We start from the raw sequence: 19,766 nt of genomic DNA, 5'->3' as shown, positions 1-19,766 counted from the left end.
GCGACCACGGCCTCGTTGACCGCGGGGTCGTCGGTGCACGCCAGCACGAACCAGGCGTCGTCGACGTCGGCGTCCCGGTAGGGGCGCGGTTCCCAGCGCAGCTGGCCGCGGGCCGCCAGGTCGTCCAGGGCGGGCAGCACGAGCGGGGCGACCAGCACGACGTCCGCACCCGCCTCGAGCAGCGCGGGCACCCGCCGCAGCGCCACCGAGCCACCGCCGACGACCAGCACGCGGCGGCCCCGCAGGCGCAGGCCGACCAGGTGCGGCGACGGGTCCTCATGCGAGGTCACGGCAGCTCCTTCGTGGGCGGGCGGACCTCCATGGTGGCGGACCGCGGCCCCCGCCGGAGCGGGGGTGGTGGGCGTCACGGCCCGGACGGCGCCGCCGCACCCGGACGTCGGCTACGCTGGCGCGCGCAGTACCCACACGCGAGATCCAGGGGAAGCCGGTCAGATGCCGGCGCTGACCCGCAACCGTAGGCCGCCCCCGGGCGGCGAGCCGGAACGCCTGGTGACCGCGAGCGGCTCCTTCGAACCGTCGAGGTCTACGGGGCGGAGCCCGGATCACGTCGATCCGTGCCCGCCCTCGTCCCACCCTGGGGACGAGGGCGTTCGCGTGTCCACGGGCGCCGGATTCTGTCGCGGACCGCTCCCGAGAGGCACCACCCATGTCCCGCACCACCACCCGCACCCGGGTCACGTCGGGGGCCGCCCTGGCCCTCGCCGCGCTGCTCGTGGGGGCCGGCCCGGCGTCGGCCGCCACGACCAGCCCCACCACCGAGGCGACCACCACCGAGGCGACCGCGACGGCCACGGCCACCGCGACCGGCGACCCGTCGTCCTCGAGCAGCACGACCAGCCCGACCGGCACCGCGAGCCCGTCGTCCTCGAGCAGCACGACCAGCCCGAGCACCACGACGGCCCCGACCACCGCGCCGACGACTCCGGCGCACCCGACGACGTCCGGCGGCACCGCCACGACGACCGGCGTCCCGGACGGCGGGTTCGCCCGCTCGTACGGCCTGCGCGCGGCCGCCGGTCCGGGCACCTCGACCGACCCGGCCGAGGTCGCCGGCGGCTACCTGGCCCGCCAGCTCGCGGCCAGCGGCGGCCACTTCTTCACCGAGTTCGGCGGCGTGCAGTACCCCGACTACGGCCTGACGCTCGACGCCGTGCTGGCCCTGGACGCCTCGGGCGTCGGCCAGGACGCCGCGAGCACCGCCACGCAGTACGTGGCCGACCACGTGCGCAGCTACATCAGCGGCATCGACTACGGCGGCGCCGGCGAGCGCTACGTCGGCCCGATCGCCAAGACCCTCAACGCGGCCGTCGCCCAGCAGGTCGACCCGGCGGCGTTCGGCGGCGTCGACCTCGTCGCCGAGCTCGAGGCCCTCGAGCAGCCGAGCGGTCGCTTCCAGGACACCTTCGACCCGATGGTGTCGGGCGCCGACTACTCCAACACGTTCGGCCAGTCGTTCGCCGTGCTCGGTCTCGAGCGCGCCGGCGCCGGCGCGTCGGCACAGGCCGTGGCGTTCCTAGAGCTCCAGCAGTGCCCGGCCGGCGGCTTCCGCCTGACCGAGGGTGCCGCAGCCTGCGCGGACGACACCACGGCCGACCCCGACAGCACCTCCCTCGCCCTGCAGGCGCTCATCGCCGCCAAGGGCACCGGTGCCGCCTCGGTGGTCAAGGGCCTGACCTGGCTCGCCGGCCGGCAGGGCTCCGACGGCGGCTTCGGCGGCGGCACGACCACCGAGGCCGAGAACGCCAACAGCACCGGCCTGGCCGGCCAGGCGCTCCTGGCCGGCGGTCGGACGGCGCAGGCCCGCAAGGCGGTCGCCTACGTCAAGGGCCTGCAGTACGGCTGCGGCTTCCCCGCGGCGCTGCGCGGCGGCATCGCCTACAACCAGGACTCCTACGACGCGCAGGACGCCAAGAACGGTGCGGCGACCCCCGACGACCAGGACCGCCGCTCGACCGCCCAGGCGGCGCTCGCCGTCGCCGGGACGCCGCTCGGCGTCGTGACCGCGGTCGGCGCCGACGCCAACGCCCCGACGCTGGCCTGCGCTGCGTCGACGACCACGACGACCTCGCCGTCCACGACGACGTCGTCGACCGGGACGTCGGCGGGCGGCTCGGGCACGGGCACGACGTCGCAGGAGGCCGCCCCGGCGGTCGACCCGGCCTCGGGCGAGCTGGCCATGACCGGCGCCGAGGTGCTCCCCGTGGCGCTGACCGGCCTCGGCCTGGTGCTGCTCGGCACGGCGGCCGTCGTCCTGGCGCGTCGTCGGACCTCGCGCGGTGAGCACGCATGAGGCGCGTCGCGCAGGCTCTCGCCCTGGTCGTCGCCTCGGTGGCGGCGCTGACCGGCGGCGTCGTGCTGGCCACCCCGGCGCAGGCCGCGGCCTGCTCGGGCACGACCGGCGTCACCGTCGTCGTCGACTTCGGCAGCGCGGGCGGCGGCGTCGTGACGGCGTGCGCGCCGGGCGACCCGGCGTCCGGGTTGTCGGCGCTGTCGGCGGCCGGGTTCAGCGTGACCCAGGTGCAGACCCAGCCCGGCTTCGTCTGCCAGATCAACAGCAAGCCCTCGACGAGCTGCGTCAAGACGCCGCCCGCGAGCGCCTACTGGTCGTACTGGCACGCCCCGCGCGGCGGGTCGTGGTCGTACAGCACCACCGGTGCGGGGTCGTACAACCCGGCGCCGGGCTCGGTCGAGGGCTGGGCGTTCGGGTCGGGCGGCAAGCCCGGCGTCTCGCCGCCGGCCAAGGCCGCGCCGAAGCCCAAGCCGTCGACGAGCACCACGACGCACCGGCCGTCGAGCACGACGACCCGCACGAGCGGCACGGGGGGCTCGGGCGGTTCTGGTGGCTCGGGCGGGTCCAGGGGCGGGTCGAAGGGCTCGGGTGGCTCTGGTGGTTCGGGCGGGTCGACGACGCGGCAGCACCCGACCGGGGCGGCGACGACCGCGCCGGGTGCCACGGCGACGAGCGACCCCTCGACGACGGGTCCGGCGACCGCCACCGGCGGCGTCGTTCCCGGCACCACGCCGACGTCCGGCGGGCCCTCGCCGACCGACTCGGTGCCGCTCGACCGCAGCGCCCCGGTGTCGTCGAACGAGGCGACCAGCAGCCGTACCGGCCTGCTGGTCGGGATCGTCCTGGTGGTCGCGCTGGGCGCCGCGGTCGCCGCGGTGGCCTGGCGGCGGCGGCGCCTGGACGCCTGACGCGCGTGGCCGAGCGCCTGCCCCGAGGGCTGCACCCGGCAGCCTGGTGGCTGTGGGCGCTCGGCCTGGCCGTCGCCGTCAGCACCACGACCAACCCGCTGCTGCTCGCCCTCGGCGTCGCGGTCAGCGCGCTGGTCGTGGTGTCGCGGCGCGGCGACGACCCCTGGTCGCGCGCCTACCGCCTGTACCTGCTGCTCGGCCTGGCGATCGTCGTGCTGCGCCTGCTGCTGCACGTCGTGGTCGGCCTGAAGGTCGGCACGCACCTGCTGGTCGACCTGCCCCGCGCGGACCTGCCGTCGTGGGCGGCCGGCATCCAGCTCGGCGGACCGCTCTACCTCGAGGGCCTGCTGTTCGCGGCCGTGCAGGGGCTGCGACTGGCCGCGATCATCGCCTGCATCGGCGCCGCCAACGCCCTCGCCAACCCCAAGCGCCTGCTGCGCACGCTCCCCGGCGCGCTGCACGAGGTCGGAGTCGCCGTCGTCGTGTCGGTCACCGTGGCGCCGCAGCTGGCCGAGAGCGTCCTGCGCGTGCGCCGCGCGCGTCGGCTGCGCGGCGACGCCGCCCGCGGCATCCGGTCGGTGGCGCGGGTGGCGCTGCCGGTGCTGCAGGACACCCTCGACCGCTCGCTGCTGCTGGCCGCCGCCATGGACTCGCGCGGCTACGGCCGGCTCGAGCACGTCTCCGCCGCCGCCCGCCGGACGACGTCCGCGCTGGTGCTCACCGGCCTGCTCGGCGGGTGCGTGGGCACCTACGGGCTGCTCGACACCTCCAGCCCGGCCGCGCTCGGCGTGCCGGTGCTGCTGGCCGGGCTCGCGCTCGCGTGCGCGGGGCTGGTGCTCGGCGGACGACGGGTCGAGCGCAGCACCTACCGGCCGGACCCGTGGCGCGCCCCGGAGTGGGCCACCGCGGCGTGCGGTGTCGTGGCGGCCGCGACGCTGCTCGTCTCCGCACGCACCGACCCCGAGGGCGCCGTCCTGCCGCTGTCGCCGCTGGGCCCGCCGTCCCTTCCGCTGCTGGCCGTGGTCGGGCTGCTCGTGGCCGCGCTGCCCGCCGTCCTGGCCCCCGCTCCTCCGCGCCCGGCCGTGCCGCGAGAGGGTGGCTGACGTGGACCCCGCCGTCGTCTTCGAGCAGGTCAGCGTGACCTACGCCGGCGCCGCCAGGCCGGCGCTGCGCCAGGTCGACCTCGTCGTCGGCGAGGGCGAGCTGTGCCTGGTCGTCGGCCGCACGGGCTCGGGCAAGTCCACGCTGCTCGGCGCCGTCAACGGGCTGGTGCCGCACTTCACCGGCGGCACGCTGGCCGGGCGGGTGACCGTGCTCGGCCGCGACACCCGCACCCACCGGCCGCGCGACCTCGCGGACGTCGTCGGCGTCGTCGGGCAGGACCCGCTCGCCGGCTTCGTCACCGACACGGTCGAGGAGGAGCTCGCCTACGGCATGGAGCAGCTCGCCCTGCCGACCGACGTCATGCGCCAGCGGGTCGAGGAGACGCTCGACCTGCTCGGCATCGCCGACCTGCGGCACCGACCGCTGCGCGACCTGTCGGGCGGCCAGCAGCAGCGGGTCGCCATCGGCTCGGTGCTGACCACCCACCCGCGGGTGCTGGTGCTCGACGAGCCGACGTCCGCGCTCGACCCGACCGGCGCCGAGGAGGTGCTCGCCGCGATCACCCGGCTCGTGCACGACCTCGGCGTGACGGTGCTGCTGGCCGAGCACCGGGTCGAGCGGGTGCTGCAGTACGCCGACCGGCTGGTGCACGTCGACCGCGACGGCCACGTGCGCACCGGCGACCCGGCCGAGCAGATGACCACCTCGACCGTCGCGCCGCCCGTCGTCGAGCTCGGCCGCTGGGCCGGATGGGAGCCGCTGCCGTTGTCGGTGCGCGACGCCCGCCGGGCAGCCGGTCCGCTGCGCCGCGCTCTCGCAGAAGCCCGGCCGGCGCCGGTCGCCGAGCCGGTCCCGGCCCGCTCCGTGAGCGTCCCGTCACCCGCCGTGCAGGCGCGCGGGGTCGTCGTCCGGTACCCCGGGACGATCGCCGTCCGCGGCGTCGACCTCGACCTGCGACACGGCGAGGTCGCCGCGCTCATGGGTCGCAACGGATCGGGCAAGTCGTCGCTACTGTGGGCGCTGCAGGGGTCCGGTCGGCGCACAGGTGGCTCGGTGACGGTGGACGACGAAGGGTCGCGCGTCGACCCGGCGGGGCTGTCGCCCGCGCGCGCCCGCGCCCTGGTCGGCCTGGTGCCGCAGCAGCCCGGCGACCTGCTCTACCTCGAGTCCGTGGCCGCCGAGTGCCACCAGGCGGACGTCGAGAGCGAGCGCCCGGGCGGCACGTGCGCCGCGCTGCTCGAGCGGATCGCGCCCGGCATCGCCCCGCAGCAGCACCCCCGCGACCTGTCCGAGGGCCAGCGGCTCTCGCTCGTCCTCGCGGTGCAGCTGACCGCCGACCCCGCCGTGGTGCTGCTGGACGAGCCGACCCGCGGGCTGGACTACACGGCCAAGCGCGGCCTGCGCGACGTCGTCCACGAGCTCGCCGCGCAGGGACGCAGCGTGCTGCTGTCGACGCACGACGTCGAGTTCGTCGCCGAGACGGCCGACCGCGTCGTCGTCCTGGCCGAGGGCGACGTCGTGGCCGACGGACCCACGGCCGAGGTCGTGGTGGCCTCCCCCGCCTTCGCGCCGCAGGTGGCCAAGGTGCTCGCCCCCGAGCCGTGGCTGACCGTCGGCGCGGTCGTCGACGCGCTGCCGCTGGGGACGGCCTCGTGACCGGCGTGCGGGCGATCGCGCTGCACCCGCGCTCGACCCTGGCCGTCGCGCTGGTGTCGCTGGTCGGCGTCGCGGCCTTCGGCTGGCCGCTGCTGGTCGACAGCGACGCGGCCATCGCGCACGGCACCGACGCACCGCTGGTCTTCGCCCTGGTGCTGCCGCTGCTGCTGGCCGTGGTGCTCGCCGAGATCAGCGAGGGCGGGCTCGACACCAAGGCCGTCGCGATGCTCGGGGTGCTGAGCGCGGTCGGCGCGGCGCTGCGACCGCTGGGCGCCGGCACCGCCGGGCTCGAGACGGTGTTCTTCCTGCTGGTGCTGGGCGGGCGGGTCTTCGGCGCGGGCTTCGGCTTCGTGCTGGGCGCGGTGACGCTGTTCGCGTCCGCGCTGATCACCGGCGGGGTCGGGCCGTGGCTGCCGTTCCAGATGCTCGGCGCGGCGTGGGTCGGGCTGGGCGCGGGCCTGCTGCCGCGCGCCACCGGCCGGGTCGAGCTGGCGCTGCTCGCGGCGTACGGCGCTCTGGCCGGGCTGCTCTACGGCATCGCGCTCAACCTGTCGTTCTGGCCGTTCGGCGCCGGGCCGACGACCGCGCTGTCGTTCGTCCCCGGCGACCCGCTGCTGACGAACCTGCACCGGTTCGCCGTCTTCTCGGTCACCACCTCCCTGGGCTGGGACCTCGGGCGCGCCCTCACCAACGTGGTGCTCGTGCTCGTCACCGGCAAGGCCGTGCTGGCCGCGCTGCGACGGGCGGCGCGACGCGCGGCGTTCGAGGCGCCGGTGCGGTTCGAGCCGCCGACCCCCACCCTCCCGGACGTCGTCGGGCCGACCCCCGCCGGAGCCGTGCGCTGATGCGGGTGCGGCTGCTGGGCACGGGGTCCGCCGACGGCTGGCCGAACGCGTTCTGCGACTGCGCCTCCTGCCTGCAGGCCCAGGCCACCGGCCAGCTGCGCGTGCCGACGTCCGCGCTGGTCGACGGCAAGCTGCTGCTCGACTGCGGGCCCGAGACGCCGCGGTCCGCCCTGCGCCACGACGAGGGCCTGCGCGGCGTCACCCACGTGCTGGTGACGCACGACCACCCCGACCACAGCGCGCCGATGGCCCTGCTGTCGCGGGCCTGGGCCGGGCGCACCGAGCCGATCACTGTCGTCGGTCCGCAGACCGTTATCGCCACGTGGTGCCAGTGGGTCGGCCCGGGCGACCCCGTGCTCTGGCGCGCCGTGCTGCCCGGCGACCTCGTCGAGGCCGACGGCTACGCCGTGCGCGTGCTCGCGGCGGCGCACGGCGAGGAGGAGTCGGTCGTCTACGACGTCACCGGTCCCGGTGGCGAGCGCCTGCTCTACGCCACCGACACCGGTCCGCTGCCCGAGCACACGATCTCGGCCACCGCGGACGCCGCCTACGACCTGGTGTTGATGGAGGCGACCTTCGGCGACCGCCGCGGCCCGGGAGCGCCCACCAGCGACGCGCACCTCGACCTGCAGACGTTCGCAGACCAGATGGTGCGCCTGCGCGGCGCCCGGGCCGTCACCCGGCACACCGCTGTCGCGGCCGTCCACCTGTCGCACCACAGCCCGGCCGACCTGCGCCCGCGCCTGGCGGCCTGGGGCGTGCAGGTCGTCGACGACGGGCACGCCTTCGAGCTCGACCGGGCGGCGCTGCGCGCGGCGGTCATGGCCGACGCGACGTCGGGTGGGGCACCGGCCGACGACCGCCGCCGCACCCTGGTGCTCGGCGGCGTCCGCTCGGGCAAGTCCACCGTGGCCGAGCAGCTGTTCGCCGCGGACGCCGCCGTCACCTACGTCGCGACGGGGTACGTGCCGGACGGCGACGACGCCGAGTGGGCCGAGCGGGTCGCCCGGCACCGGGCCCGTCGTCCGCGGCACTGGACGACGCTCGAGACCACCGACATCGGCGCCGTGCTGCGCGGGGCCGACGGCCCGGTGGTGGTCGACTGCCTCAGCATGTGGCTGACCAGCGTGCTCCAGCGCTGCGGCGCCTGGGACGAGGCGCCGGGCTGGCAGGAGGCCGTGGACCGGCACGTCGACGCGCTCGTCGAGGCCTGGCACGCCGCGCAGCACCCCGTGGTGGCCGTCAGCAACGAGGTGGGGGCCGGTGTCGTGCCGCCCACCTGGAGCGGGCGCGTCTTCCGCGACCAGCTCGGCCGGCTCAACACCCGCATCGCCGCGGCCAGCGAGCGCGTGCTGCTCGTCGTCGCCGGCCGCACGCTCGACCTCGCGGCGCTCGAGGCGCTCGGCGCGGTGGGGCCGTCGGTCAGCCCGGCCGTCGTCGACGAACCGCTGCCGATCGACCTCGCCGGCCTCTCGTCGTCCGGGCTCTCGTCCGGGCGGCCGGACGTCGAGACCACCGCGGTGCTGGACGCCGTCCCGCCGCTGCCGCCGGGTCGTGGCCTGCACCGTGTCGTCGACCTGACCGAGCACGACTCCCTCGAGACCCTGGAGCAGGACACCGCATGAGCCCGGTCGACCTGGAGGCCCTGCGGTCCGCGATCGGCCTGCGCGACGTCGAGGCGGCGAGCGACACCCGGCTGCGGCTGGACGGCCTGGCCAAGCCCACCGGATCGCTGGGCCGGCTCGAGCAGCTCGCGATCTGGCTGTCCGGCGTGCAGGGGGCGAGCCCGCCGCGGCCGCTCGACGACGTCCGGGTCGTGGTGTTCGCCGGCGACCACGGCATCGCGCGCGAGGGGGTCTCGGCCTACCCGCCCGAGGTGACCGCCGCGATGGTGCGCACGTTCGTCAGCGGTGGGGCGGGCGTCAACGCCCTCGCCCGGTTGCACGGCGCCACCGTGCGGGTGCTCGACCTCGGCGTCGACGCCGACCTGTCCGACCTGCCGGCCGCCGTCACCGCGCACAAGGTGCGGCGCGGCTCCGGGGCGATCGACGTCGAGGACGCGCTGACGCAGGACGAGGTCGAGGCCGCGTTCGCCGCCGGCGTGGCCGTCGCCGACGAGGAGGTCGACGCGGGCGCCGACCTGCTGGTCGCAGGTGACATGGGCATCGGCAACACGACGGTGGCCTCCGCGCTGGTGGCGGTGCTGCTGCAGCTGAGCCCGCTCGACGTCGTCGGCACGGGCACCGGGGTCGACGACGTCGCCTGGGCGCGCAAGGTCGCCGCGCTGCGCGACGCCACGTTCCGCGCACGGCCGGTGCGCGAGGACCCGCTCGCGGTGCTGCGCACGGTCGGAAGTGCTTGCACCGCAGCGATGACGGGCTTCCTGGTGCAGGCCGCGGCTCGCCGCACGCCCGTGCTGCTCGACGGCGTGGTGTCGTGCGCCTGCGCCCTGGTCGGACGACGCCTGGCCGACAGCGCGAGCCACTGGTGGCTGGCCGGGCACCGCTCGACCGAGCCCGCGCAGCACCGGGTGCTCGACGTGCTCGGCCTCGAGCCGGTGCTCGACCTCGGCATGCGGCTCGGCGAGGGCACGGGGGCGCTCACCGCGCTGCCGGTGCTGCGGGCGGCGCAGGCGATGACCGCCGAGATGGCGCTGCTCGCCGACCTGCTGCCGCTCGACGCGACGTGACCTGCGGCTGATGGTGCTCGACGGGCTGCGGCTCGCCGTCGGCACGCTCACCGTGCTGCGCGTGCCGCCGCCGGCGCGCGTCGACCGCGCGGTGGCCGGCGTGGCGATGTCGCTCGGCTGGCTGGTCGTCCTGCCGTCGGCGGTGGCGGTCGGGCTGCTCTGCCGGGCCGGGACGGTGCTCGACGCTCCCCCGCTGCTCGTGGCCGCCGTGGCGCTCGGCGTCCTCGCGCTGTCGTCGCGCGGGCTGCACCTCGACGGCCTCGCCGACACGGCGGACGGGCTCGCCGCGAGCCACGACCGGGAGCGCGCGCTGGCCGTGATGCGCACCGGGGACGTCGGTCCGGCCGGGGCTGCGACGTTGGTGCTGGTGCTGCTCGTCCAGGCGGGATCCGTTGCGGCACTGGCCGATCGGCCGTGGCTGGTGGGGGCGACCGTGCTCGTCTCGCGCGGCCTGCTGGCGGTCGCGTGCGCTCGGGGGGTGCCGTCGGCGCGGCCCGACGGGCTCGGTGCGGCGGTGGCCGGCACGGTGCCGCGAGGGGTCGTCGTCGGGGTGGTCCTGGCCGTCACGGCGGTCACCACCGCGGCAACCGGGCTGGACGACGCGGCGTGGTGGGTCGGTCCGGCGGCGGTCGCGGGCGCGCTCGCCGTCACGGGCGTCGTCCTGCGCCGGTGCGTGCGGCGCGTGGGCGGCGTGACCGGCGACGTCCTCGGCGCGGTCGTCGAGCTGTCCCTCGCGGCCGCCCTGGCCGTCCTCGCCGTCGCCGGCTGACGAGACCCTTCCCCCGTCGCCGACCGGTGGTTAGCGTGCGGGCATGAGCGACGCGGTGGTCGAGGTCCCGATGCAGCACGAGATCCCCGCCGGCGCGCTCGGACCAGATCCCGTGGTGATCGACGTCCGCGCGTTCCTCGTGCCCGGTCCGACCGGGCTGGTGCTGGTCGACACCGGGATGGACGCCTCGGGCTCGGCGCTCGACGCGGCGCTGGCCGCCGCCGGGGCCGCGTGGTCCGACGTCACCGACGTGGTCGTCTCGCACCACCACCCGGACCACACCGGGGCGCTCGACCACGTCCGGCGCCAGGCGCCCAGGGCCACGGTGCACGCCCACCCGCTCGACGAGGTCCCGGGCACGTCGCCGCTGCTCGACGGCGAGCGCGTCGGGTCGCTGCGCGCGTTCGCGACCCCCGGTCACACGCCCGGCCACCTCAGCCTGGTGGACGACGACCGCGGCGTGCTGCTCGCGTCGGACTGCCTCGGGGTGGTCGACGGACAGCTGCGCCGGGGTCCGGAGATGTTCACCGCGGACCCCGAGGAGGCGGAGCGGTCGCTGCACCGGCTGCTGGAGCTGCGCGGCGCGCGGGTGCTGCTGTCGCACGGGCCCGAGCTCGAGGACCCGTGGGGCGCGCTCGACCGGCTGCTCGAGCGCTGACGCCGGGCGCGGCTACGCGCCGCGGGTCTGGACCTCGACGAACGGCGGCTTGACCACGCGGCACCGCACCCCGCGTCCCCGGACGTCGACCACGACCTCGTCGTCCGCCGCGACCGCGCGGTCGAGCAGGGCCAGCGCGATGCCCTGCTTCAGCGTCGGCGAGAAGGTGCCGGACGTCGTCCGGCCGACGACGGGCTGCTCGCCCTCGCCGGCCCGCCGGACGTCGCAGCCGTCGCGCGGGATGCCGCGCTCGAGCGCGAGCAGACCCCACAGCTGGCGGGCGGCGCCGGCCTCCTTCTCGGCGACGAGCGCGTCGCGCCCCCAGAACGCCGGCTTCTTCCAGCCGACGGCCCAGCCCGAGCGCGCCTGCACCGGCGAGATGTCGAGCGAGAGCTCGTGGCCGTGCAACGGGTACCCCATCTCGGTGCGCAGCGTGTCGCGCGCGCCGAGACCGGCCCGGCGTCCGCCCTGCGCCTCGACCGCCTCGACCAGCGCGTCCCACAGCGCGGGTGCGGCCTCCCAGGTCGGCAGCAGCTCGTAGCCGCGCTCGCCCGTGTACCCGGTGCGGCACACCACGACCGGGCTGCCCTGCCACTCGGCGTCCACGAACGACATGTAGTCGTGGCCGGACGGCAGGCCGAGCGCGTCGAGCACCTCGTCGCTGAGGGTGCCCTGCACCGCGAGCACGCCGAGGTCGCGGTGGGCGTCGGCGACCTCCACGCCCTCGGGCGCCTCGGCCTGCAACCGGCGCACGACCTCGGCCGTGTTGGCGGCGTTCGGCACGAGCAGGACGTCGTCGTCGGCCCGCAGGTAGACGATCAGGTCGTCGACGACGCCACCGGACGCGTCGCAGCACAGCGTGTACTGCGCCTGCCCGGGCGCGATCCGGCCGAGGTCGTTCGACAGCGTCGCGTTCACGAAGTCGGCCGCTCCGGGCCCGCGCACGGTGGCCTTGCCGAGGTGGCTCACGTCGAACAGCCCGACCTTCTCGCGCACGGCGGTGTGCTCGGCGACGACACCGCCGCCGGCGTACTCGATCGGCATCAGCCAGCCGCCGAAGTCGGCCGTCTTCGCGCCCGCCGCGACGTGCCGGTCGTGCAGGGGCGAGCGCAGCAGCTCGGGCGTCGTCGCGCCGTCGGACGAGGTCGTCTCAGCCATGGGGCGCAACCTATCGCCCACCCCGGGCGGCGCGACGTCTAGCATCGACCGCGGATCGCGACCCGATCCCCCGCCTCCACCGGAAGGACCGCCGTGACGTCCCTCAGCCTGTCGGACAAGGACCCGAAGTCGCTCTCCGTCGACACCCTCGTGGTGGCGGTCGCGAAGGGCGACGACGGCCCCGTGCTGGTCGAGGGCGTCGCGCTGCCGCGCGGCGTGCGCTCGTCCCTCGCCGGGACCCTCGCCGCGCTCGGCGTCACGGGCGAGGCCGACCAGGTCGTCCGCATCCCCGCGGGCAAGGACGTCGCCGCGACGACGATCGCGCTCACCGGGCTGGGCAAGGCCGTCACCGGCCGCCGCGCCGGCTACCCGGCCGAGACGCTGCGCCGGGCCGCGGGGGCGGCGTCCCGCCAGCTCGCCGGCACCGGCTCGGCCGGCTTCGCCCTCCCCGCGGCGGACGTCGAGCAGCTGGCCGCCGTGGCCGAGGGCGCCCTGCTGGGCGCCTACGCCTTCACCCGGCACCGCGTGCGCACCGTCGGCGACGTCAAGGCGCCGCTCGGCGAGGTCTTCGTGCTGACGGCGCTGGCCAAGGACAAGGCGGCCAACGCCGCTGCCTCCCGGGCCCAGGAGCTCGCGACCTCCGTGACGCTGGTGCGCGACCTGGTCAACACCGCGCCCGGCGACCTGCCGCCAGCGGCGTTCGCCGACGCGGTCGTGGCCGCGGCCAAGCAGCACCCGGTCAAGGTCGAGGTGCTCGACGAGAAGCAGCTGGCCAAGGGCGGCTACGGCGGCATCCTCGGCGTCGGCCTGGGTTCGAGCCGCCCGCCGCGGCTGGTCAAGGTCTCGTACGCGCCGCGCGGCGCCAAGAAGCACCTGGCCCTGATCGGCAAGGGCATCACGTTCGACACCGGCGGCATCTCGCTCAAGCCGCCGCTCGGCATGGAGACCATGAAGTCCGACATGGCCGGCGGCGCCGCCGTCATCGGCGCGGTGCTGGCCCTGGCCCGGCTGCGCGCCAAGGTGCGGGTCACCGCCTGGGTGCCCCTCGCCGAGAACATGCCGTCCGGCACGGCGCAGCGTCCGTCCGACGTCCTGACGACCTACGGCGGCCGCACGGTCGAGGTGCTCAACACCGATGCCGAGGGCCGGCTGGTGCTGGCCGACGCGATCGTCGCCGCCAGCGAGGAGCACCCGGACGCGATCGTCGACGTCGCGACGCTCACCGGGCACCAGGTGCTCGCGCTGGGCCACCGCTACGCCGCGATCATGTCCAACGACGACGCCCTGCGCGCGCAGATCCACGACGTCGCCGGGCAGGTCGGCGAGACGATGTGGCCGATGCCCCTGCCGGTCGAGCTGCGCTCGAGCATGGACTCGCAGGTCGCGGACATCGCCAACATGGGCGAGCGGATGGGCGGCATGCTCGTCGCGGGCCTGTTCCTGCAGGAGTTCGTCGGCGACCGCGCCGACGGCGAGGGCAAGATCCCGTGGGCGCACCTCGACATCGCCGGGCCGTCGTACAACGAGGGCGCGGCCTGGGGCTACACGCACAAGGGCGGTACCGGGCACGCGGTGCGCACCCTCGTCGGGCTGGCCGAGCAGGTCGCCGCCGGCTGAGCCGATCGGGCGACGCGACGGCAGCGGCGTAACGGGCGCTCACGCTGCGTCGATAGCCAGGTGCCGTCGCCCGACGGCACCTGCCCTCGGGAGCCCGCCGTGCGTCGTCCGATCGACTTCCTGCTCGCCCAGTCCAAGGTCGTGGCCGTCGCGGCCGCCGCCGTCCTCATCGGCGCCGGCGGCGCGATGGCGGCGACCCAGGCCGGGCTCGGGCCGTCGTCCCTCGCCGCCGACGGCGCCGACCTGCCGTCGGTGACCGCGACCGCCACCACGACCGGGTCGCCGACCGACCCGGCCACCGCAGAGCCGACCGACGAGCCGACCGACGCACCGACCGACGCACCGGACCAGACCGCCGAGCCGACCGGGTCCGCGGACGACGACGCCTCGGACGACGCCGCCGAGCCCAGCCCCACCACGGACGACGACGGCACCCCCACGACCGCGCCGACCCCGTCGGCCTGCGACAGCGCCAGCAACCACGGCGCCTACGTGTCCTCCGTCGCTCGCGACAAGAGCACGTCCGGGCGCGAGCACGGCGCCGCCGTCCGCGAGGCCGCGCACAGCACGTGCGGCAAGCACCCGGCCGAGCACGCCGACGACGACGGCGCGGACGACGAGACGCCGCAGGCCCAGGAGCCGGTCGAGGCTCCCGCCGCCGAGAGCGGTCACGGCACGGGCCACGTCAAGGGCCACGCCAAGGGCACGAAGGGCGAGAAGGGCGACGACGGCGCGGCCTCGAAGGGCCACGGCAAGGGCCACGGCAAGGGCCACGGCAAGGGCCACGGCAAGGGCTGAGCCTCAGGCGCTGCCGGCGCCGCCTTGGCGCTGCTGGGAGGTCCAGGCGCGCATCCGGGCCGGGTAGCCGGTCAGGTGCACGTCGTACACCGGCACGCCGAGCTCGCGCGCGAGCTTGCCGGCTGCCTCGGGCCCGCTGATCCGCCGACGGGTCCACTCCCCCGTCGTCGCCACGAGGACGACGGTCGTCGGGGTCACCGTGGTGCGCGGCTCGACGTACATCTCGACGCCGACCCGGGTGGCGACGAACTGCTGCAGGTGAGCCATGGCGGCCTCGACGTCGGCCTTGGTCGGACCGGCGGCGGCCGGTGCCGGACCACGGTCGCGACGACGACGGAACCACGCCACGGGGGGACCTCCTGCGCTGCTGGGACGGTGCGGAGGTCCAGTGTGCCGTGCCCACGACGGCACCGGGCACCACGTTGCGTGCCCGTGCCCGGTTGGTGACAGGATGGGCACCCGGCCCACCGAGCGGCGGGCCCGCACCGGACAGCAGCGCACAGCGCACCACACGTAGGGAGCAGGCGACGTGGCCGACAGCACCGACGAGGTCTTCGACATCGTGATCCTCGGGGGTGGCAGCGGCGGCTACGCGTGCGCCTTCCGGGCGGCCGAGCTGGGCCTGTCCGTCGCCCTCGTCGAGAAGGACAAGCTGGGCGGCACCTGCCTGCACCGCGGCTGCATCCCCACCAAGGCCCTGCTGCACGCGGCCGAGCTGGCCGACGGCGCGCGCGACGGAGCCGCCTACGGCGTGCGCACGACCTTCGAGGGCATCGACATGCCCGGCGTCAACTCGTACAAGGACTCGGTGGTCAGCCGGCTGTACAAGGGCCTGCAGGGCCTGGCCAAGGCCCACCACGTCACGCTGGTCGAGGGCGAGGGCAAGCTCGTCGCGAAGGACACGGTGCAGGTGGGCGACCGCCAGGTGAGGGGACGCCACGTCGTCCTGGCCACCGGCTCGTACGCGCGCTCGCTGCCCGGCCTCGAGCTCGGCGGCCGGGTCATCACCAGCGACCAGGCGCTCACCCTCGACCACGTGCCGAGCAGCGTCGTCGTCCTCGGCGGCGGCGTCATCGGGGTCGAGTTCGCCAGCGTCTGGAAGTCCTTCGGGGCCGAGGTCACCATCGTCGAGGCGCTGCCGCACCTGGTCCCCGCCGAGGACGAGGCGGCCTCCAAGGTGCTCGAGCGCTCGTTCCGCAAGCGCAAGATCGCGTTCAAGACCGGCGTACGGTTCAGCGGCGTCACCCAGGACGACTCCGGCGTGACGGTGCAGCTCGAGGGCGGCGAGGAGATCCGTGCCGACCTGCTGCTCGTCGCCGTGGGGCGCGGGCCGTCGTCGGCCGGGCTCGGCTACGAGGAGGTCGGCGTCACCGTCGACCGCGGTTTCGTGCCCACCGACGAGCGTCTGCGCACGAACGTCGAGGGCATCTTCGCCGTGGGCGACCTGGTGCCGGGCCTGCAGCTGGCCCACCGCGGCTTCGCCCAGGGCATCTTCGTCGCCGAGGAGGTCGCCGGGCTCCAGCCGGTGCCGGTGGTCGACTCGGGCATCCCCAGGGTCACCTACTGCGACCCCGAGATCGCCTCCGTCGGGCTCACCGAGGCGCAGGCCAAGGAGCAGTACGGCGAGGACCAGGTCCAGGTGTTCGAGTACAACCTCGGCGGCAACGGGCGCAGCCAGATCATCGGCACCACCGGCTTCGTCAAGCTGATCCGCCAGAAGGAGGGCCCGGTGGTCGGGTTCGTCGCCGTCGGGGCCCGGATGGGCGAGCAGGTCGGCGAGGCCTCGTTGATCGTCAACTGGGAGGCCTTCCCCGAGGAGGTCGCCCAGCTCATCCACGCGCACCCGACGCAGAACGAGGCGCTGGGCGAGGCCCACCTCGCGCTCGCCGGCAAGCCGCTGCACGTCCACGCCTGACCTGCCCCACCGCAGCACCGCACGACCCGACCTGCACCACGACGAAGGAGAACGCAGCCGATGTCCGAACGGGTGAAGATGCCGGCCCTCGGGGAGTCCGTGACCGAGGGCACCGTGACGCGCTGGCTCAAGCAGGTCGGCGAGCAGGTGGAGGTCGACGAGCCGCTGCTCGAGGTCTCGACCGACAAGGTCGACACCGAGATCCCCAGCCCGGTGGCCGGAACGCTGCAGGAGGTGCTGGTCGCCGAGGACGAGACCGTGCCGGTCGGGGCCGACCTGGCGGTGATCGGTGACGGCGCCGCGACCGAGGGCGGCGGTGAGCAGCAGGACCAGCAGGACCAGGCCGAGAGCCAGGCGGACGGCGGCGAGCAGCAGGCCACCGAGCAGGCCACCGAGCAGCCGACGGAGCAGGTTGCCGAGCCGTCGGCCGCGCAGGAGCCGACCGCCGAGACGTCCGAGCCCGAGCAGGCGCAGCAGGACGAGCCGCAGCAGGAGGAGCCGCAGCAGGAGGAGCCGCAGCAGCCGTCGTCCGGCGGTGGCGGCGGCGGCGGCGGCACGACCGTGACCATGCCCGCGCTGGGCGAGTCGGTCACCGAGGGCACCGTCACCCGCTGGCTCAAGGCCGAGGGCGACTCCGTCGAGGTCGACGAGCCACTGCTCGAGGTCTCGACCGACAAGGTCGACACCGAGATCCCCAGCCCGGTCGCCGGCACCGTCAGCAAGCTGCTCGTCGGCGAGGACGAGACCGTCCCCGTGGGCGCCGACCTCGCCGTGATCGGCGGGTCCGGCGGTGGCTCGGACGACGCCGCGACCGACGCGCAGCCGGCGGCCCAGGAGCAGCCGGCCGCCGAGCCGGAGCCCCAGCAGCAGGCCGAGCCGCAGCAGGCCGAGCCCGAGCCGACCCCCGAGCCGGCTCCGCAGGCGACCCCTGCCGCGAGCGCACCGGCCGCCCCGGACGCGCAGCAGGCCGCCCAGCAGCAGCCGACCGCGCAGGCGCCGTCCCAGCCGTCCCAGCCGTCCCAGCCCTCCGAGCCCTCGCAGGGCACAGCGCAGGGCACGCCCGACGCCTCGGCCTACGTCACGCCGCTGGTGCGCAAGCTGGCCTCCGAGCACGGCGTCGACCTCGCGTCGGTGACCGGCACCGGGGTCGGCGGGCGCGTGCGCAAGCAGGACGTCCTGGACGCCGCAGCCGCCGCCAAGGCCGCGACCGAGCAGGCGGCCGCCCCGGCGCCGGCTGCCGCGGCCGCTCCGGCCGCGACGCCCACCGCCCCCAGCGGCAGCGCGAGCGCCGCCGCCCGGGTGTCGGCCAAGCGCGGCACGACCGAGAAGATGACCCGTCTGCGGCGGCTCATCGCGCAGCGCATGGTCGAGTCGCTGCAGACCTCCGCGCAGCTCACCACGGTGATCGAGGTGGACGTCACCAAGATCGCCCGGTTGCGCGACCGCGCCAAGAACGACTTCGCCGCCCGCGAGGGCGTCAAGCTGTCGTTCCTGCCGTTCTTCGCCCAGGCCGCGGTCGAGGCGCTGAAGTCGCACCCGACGGTCAACGCCAGCCTGGAGGGCGACGACGTCGTCTACCACGCGCAGGAGAACCTCGGCATCGCGGTCGACACCGACAAGGGCCTGATCGTCCCGGTGATCCGCGACGCGGGCGACCTCAACATCGCCGGCATCGCCCGCAAGGTCTCCGACCTGGCCGAGCGCACCCGCGGCAACAAGATCGGGCCGGACGAGCTCGGCGGCGGCACGTTCACGCTGACCAACACCGGCAGCCGGGGCGCGCTGTTCGACACGCCGATCATCAACCAGCCGCAGGTCGCGATCCTCGGCACGGGGGCGGTCGTGAAGCGACCCGTCGTCGTGCAGGACTCCGACGGCGGTGAGACGATCGCCATCCGCTCGATGGTCTACCTGGCGCTCAGCTACGACCACCGGATCGTGGACGGCGCCGACGCCGCCCGCTTCCTGGTGGCGATGAAGGACCGGCTCGAGGAAGGCGCCTTCGAGGCCGACCTCGGGCTCTGACCCCGCGACCCTCCCGGGCCGGGCACCCGGCTCGGGAGGGAACCGCATGAAGGTCGTCGTCACCGGTGCGTCCGGTCTGGTCGGGCAGGCGCTCGTGCCGCACCTGCGCGCCGCCGGGCACGAGGTCACGACGCTGGTGCGCCGGCCGCCGCAGGCCGCGCACGAGGTGCGGTGGGACCCGTCGTCCAGTCGGCTCGACCCGGCCGACCTGGCCGGGGTCGAGGCCGCCGTCCACTTGGCGGGCGCCGGCGTCGGCGACCACCGCTGGACCGACGACTACAAGCGCACGATCCTGCGCTCGCGCGTCGACAGCACCGACCTGCTCTCGCGCACCCTGGCCGCGCTCGACCCCGTGCCGCGGGTGCTGGTCAGCTCGTCGGGTGTCGACCACTACCCCGACAGCGACGAGCCGATGACCGAGCAGTCGCCCACCGGCACCGGGTTCCTGGCCGACGTCACGACGGCGTGGGAGGCCGCGGCCGACCCCGCCCGCGCCGCCGGGATCACCGTCTCGCACACCCGCTCTGGCCTGGTGCTCTCGCGCGAGGGCGGTGTGCTGCAGCGGCTGCGGCCGTTGATCCGGCTCGGGCTGGCCGGGCCCATCGGGTCAGGACGGCAGTGGTGGAGCTGGATCACGCTGCCCGACCAGGTGCGCGCCATCACCCGGTTGCTCGACGGCGACCTGCCAGGCGCGGTCAACCACTGCGCGCCCGAGCCCGCGCGCCAGCGCGACCTGATGAAGGCCCTCGCGCGGGCGGCCCACCGTCCGGCGGTCGTGCCCGCGCCGACGCTCGCGCTGCGCGTCGTCGTCGGGCAGTTCACCGAGTCGATCGTGGCGAGCCACCGCGTGCTGCCGCGACGGCTCACCGAGGCCGGCTTCACCTTCACCCACCCGGACGTCGACTCGGCCGCCCGCTGGACCCTGGGCTGACCCACCTACCGCCTCGACCGGGCGCTCACCCGGGACGGCTCGCCGCCGCGACCTGCCATCCCCGCGCCGTCCGGACGACGTCGAGCCGGCTGCGGCGGCCCGGCGCGGCGTCGACGTGCCGCACCACCCGGCCGCTGCGGGTGACGACGTCGTAGGCGGACGCGTCGACGACGACGTCCAGCACCGCCCGGTCGTCCTGCTGCCGCACGACCCGTACCGACCGCGGGACCAGGCGCAGCGCGCGGTAGCGCAACCCGGCCGAGCGCAGAGCCGCCACCGCCTCCCGGTCGTCGCGCTCGGCCGCCGAGCCCGGGGCCGCGCCGGTGGAGCCGCGACCGGCGGCGAGGGCAGCGGCCCGCTCGCGGCAGGCAGCCGCGACCAC

At 75.9% G+C, this 19,766-nt stretch carries 18 protein-coding genes; 14 read left to right on the top strand and 4 right to left on the bottom strand.

Features of this window, described 5'->3' with window-relative positions; genetic code table 11:
* Positions 1–290: precorrin-2 dehydrogenase/sirohydrochlorin ferrochelatase family protein (locus tag ACYVJ4_RS10150; RefSeq protein WP_460460010.1), on the bottom strand; the 290-nt coding region annotated here is incomplete at its 3' end.
* A 377-nt stretch (positions 291–667) separates the two neighbouring features.
* On the opposite strand from ACYVJ4_RS10150, the gene ACYVJ4_RS10145 reads away from it, so the two are divergent.
* From ACYVJ4_RS10145 to ACYVJ4_RS10105, 9 genes are read left to right on the top strand one after another with little or no spacing between them, the layout of a single operon-like run.
* Positions 668–2,311, top strand: a complete 1,644-nt coding sequence (locus ACYVJ4_RS10145) for a prenyltransferase/squalene oxidase repeat-containing protein (RefSeq protein ID WP_460460009.1) — start codon at positions 668–670, stop codon at positions 2,309–2,311.
* Positions 2,308–3,219: a hypothetical protein gene (locus ACYVJ4_RS10140; RefSeq protein WP_460460008.1), complete on the top strand. Its 912-nt coding sequence runs from the start codon at positions 2,308–2,310 to the stop codon at positions 3,217–3,219. Before ACYVJ4_RS10145 ends, ACYVJ4_RS10140 begins: the two co-directional genes overlap by 4 nt.
* A gap of 5 nt (positions 3,220–3,224) precedes the next feature.
* Positions 3,225–4,322 carry a CbiQ family ECF transporter T component gene (locus ACYVJ4_RS10135; RefSeq protein WP_460460007.1) on the top strand — a complete coding sequence of 366 codons (1,098 nt, stop codon included), beginning with the start codon at positions 3,225–3,227 and terminating at the stop codon, positions 4,320–4,322.
* Between the two features lies 1 nt (position 4,323).
* The gene (locus ACYVJ4_RS10130; RefSeq protein ID WP_460460006.1) at positions 4,324–5,979 is read left to right on the top strand and encodes an ABC transporter ATP-binding protein; all 1,656 of its coding nucleotides are present in this window, start codon (positions 4,324–4,326) and stop codon (positions 5,977–5,979) included.
* Positions 5,976–6,824 carry an ECF transporter S component gene (locus ACYVJ4_RS10125; RefSeq protein ID WP_460460005.1) on the top strand — a complete coding sequence of 283 codons (849 nt, stop codon included), beginning with the start codon at positions 5,976–5,978 and terminating at the stop codon, positions 6,822–6,824. Before ACYVJ4_RS10130 ends, ACYVJ4_RS10125 begins: the two co-directional genes overlap by 4 nt.
* Positions 6,824–8,449, top strand: coding sequence for a bifunctional adenosylcobinamide kinase/adenosylcobinamide-phosphate guanylyltransferase (locus ACYVJ4_RS10120; protein ID WP_460460004.1), 1,626 nt, complete (start codon positions 6,824–6,826; stop codon positions 8,447–8,449). Before ACYVJ4_RS10125 ends, ACYVJ4_RS10120 begins: the two co-directional genes overlap by 1 nt.
* Positions 8,446–9,513: a nicotinate-nucleotide--dimethylbenzimidazole phosphoribosyltransferase gene (gene cobT, locus ACYVJ4_RS10115; RefSeq protein ID WP_460460003.1), complete on the top strand. Its 1,068-nt coding sequence runs from the start codon at positions 8,446–8,448 to the stop codon at positions 9,511–9,513. The genes ACYVJ4_RS10120 and cobT overlap by 4 nt, the downstream gene beginning before the upstream one ends.
* A gap of 10 nt (positions 9,514–9,523) precedes the next feature.
* Positions 9,524–10,282, top strand: coding sequence for an adenosylcobinamide-GDP ribazoletransferase (locus ACYVJ4_RS10110; RefSeq protein ID WP_460460002.1), 759 nt, complete (start codon positions 9,524–9,526; stop codon positions 10,280–10,282).
* A gap of 43 nt (positions 10,283–10,325) precedes the next feature.
* Positions 10,326–10,940, top strand: coding sequence for an MBL fold metallo-hydrolase (locus tag ACYVJ4_RS10105; protein WP_460460001.1), 615 nt, complete (start codon positions 10,326–10,328; stop codon positions 10,938–10,940).
* 12 nt (positions 10,941–10,952) lie between these two features.
* Here the strand turns inward: ACYVJ4_RS10105 and gcvT are convergent, their stop codons facing one another.
* Positions 10,953–12,098: a glycine cleavage system aminomethyltransferase GcvT gene (gene gcvT / locus ACYVJ4_RS10100; RefSeq protein ID WP_460460000.1), complete on the bottom strand. Its 1,146-nt coding sequence runs from the start codon at positions 12,096–12,098 to the stop codon at positions 10,953–10,955.
* Between the two features lie 93 nt (positions 12,099–12,191).
* Between gcvT and ACYVJ4_RS10095 the strand changes: the two genes are divergently transcribed.
* Together ACYVJ4_RS10095 and ACYVJ4_RS10090 are read left to right on the top strand one after the other, a co-directional pair.
* The gene (locus tag ACYVJ4_RS10095; protein WP_460459999.1) at positions 12,192–13,715 is read left to right on the top strand and encodes a leucyl aminopeptidase; all 1,524 of its coding nucleotides are present in this window, start codon (positions 12,192–12,194) and stop codon (positions 13,713–13,715) included.
* A 99-nt stretch (positions 13,716–13,814) separates the two neighbouring features.
* Positions 13,815–14,513 (top strand): hypothetical protein, encoded by a 699-nt coding sequence (locus ACYVJ4_RS10090; protein ID WP_460459998.1) that lies wholly within the window; start codon positions 13,815–13,817, stop codon positions 14,511–14,513.
* Positions 14,514–14,516: 3 nt separating this feature from the next.
* On the opposite strand, the gene ACYVJ4_RS10085 is transcribed toward ACYVJ4_RS10090, so the two are convergent.
* Positions 14,517–14,861 carry an oxidoreductase gene (locus ACYVJ4_RS10085; RefSeq protein ID WP_460459997.1) on the bottom strand — a complete coding sequence of 115 codons (345 nt, stop codon included), beginning with the start codon at positions 14,859–14,861 and terminating at the stop codon, positions 14,517–14,519.
* 181 nt (positions 14,862–15,042) lie between these two features.
* Here ACYVJ4_RS10085 and lpdA point away from each other — a divergent pair, with 181 nt between their 5' ends.
* From lpdA to ACYVJ4_RS10070, 3 genes are read left to right on the top strand one after another with little or no spacing between them, the layout of a single operon-like run.
* A complete protein-coding gene (gene lpdA, locus ACYVJ4_RS10080) occupies positions 15,043–16,428 on the top strand; it encodes a dihydrolipoyl dehydrogenase (RefSeq protein ID WP_460459996.1) in 1,386 nt (461 codons plus the stop codon).
* Between the two features lie 60 nt (positions 16,429–16,488).
* Positions 16,489–18,453 carry a 2-oxoglutarate dehydrogenase, E2 component, dihydrolipoamide succinyltransferase gene (gene sucB, locus ACYVJ4_RS10075; RefSeq protein ID WP_460459995.1) on the top strand — a complete coding sequence of 655 codons (1,965 nt, stop codon included), beginning with the start codon at positions 16,489–16,491 and terminating at the stop codon, positions 18,451–18,453.
* Positions 18,454–18,499: 46 nt separating this feature from the next.
* Positions 18,500–19,384, top strand: a complete 885-nt coding sequence (locus ACYVJ4_RS10070) for a TIGR01777 family oxidoreductase (protein WP_460459994.1) — start codon at positions 18,500–18,502, stop codon at positions 19,382–19,384.
* 25 nt (positions 19,385–19,409) lie between these two features.
* On the opposite strand, the gene ACYVJ4_RS10065 is transcribed toward ACYVJ4_RS10070, so the two are convergent.
* A partial coding sequence (locus tag ACYVJ4_RS10065; protein ID WP_460459993.1) for a hypothetical protein occupies positions 19,410–19,766 on the bottom strand: 357 nt, incomplete at its 5' end.

The organism is Angustibacter peucedani (assembly GCF_054779595.1).
This window is presented reverse-complemented; position numbering and strand designations above follow the sequence as displayed.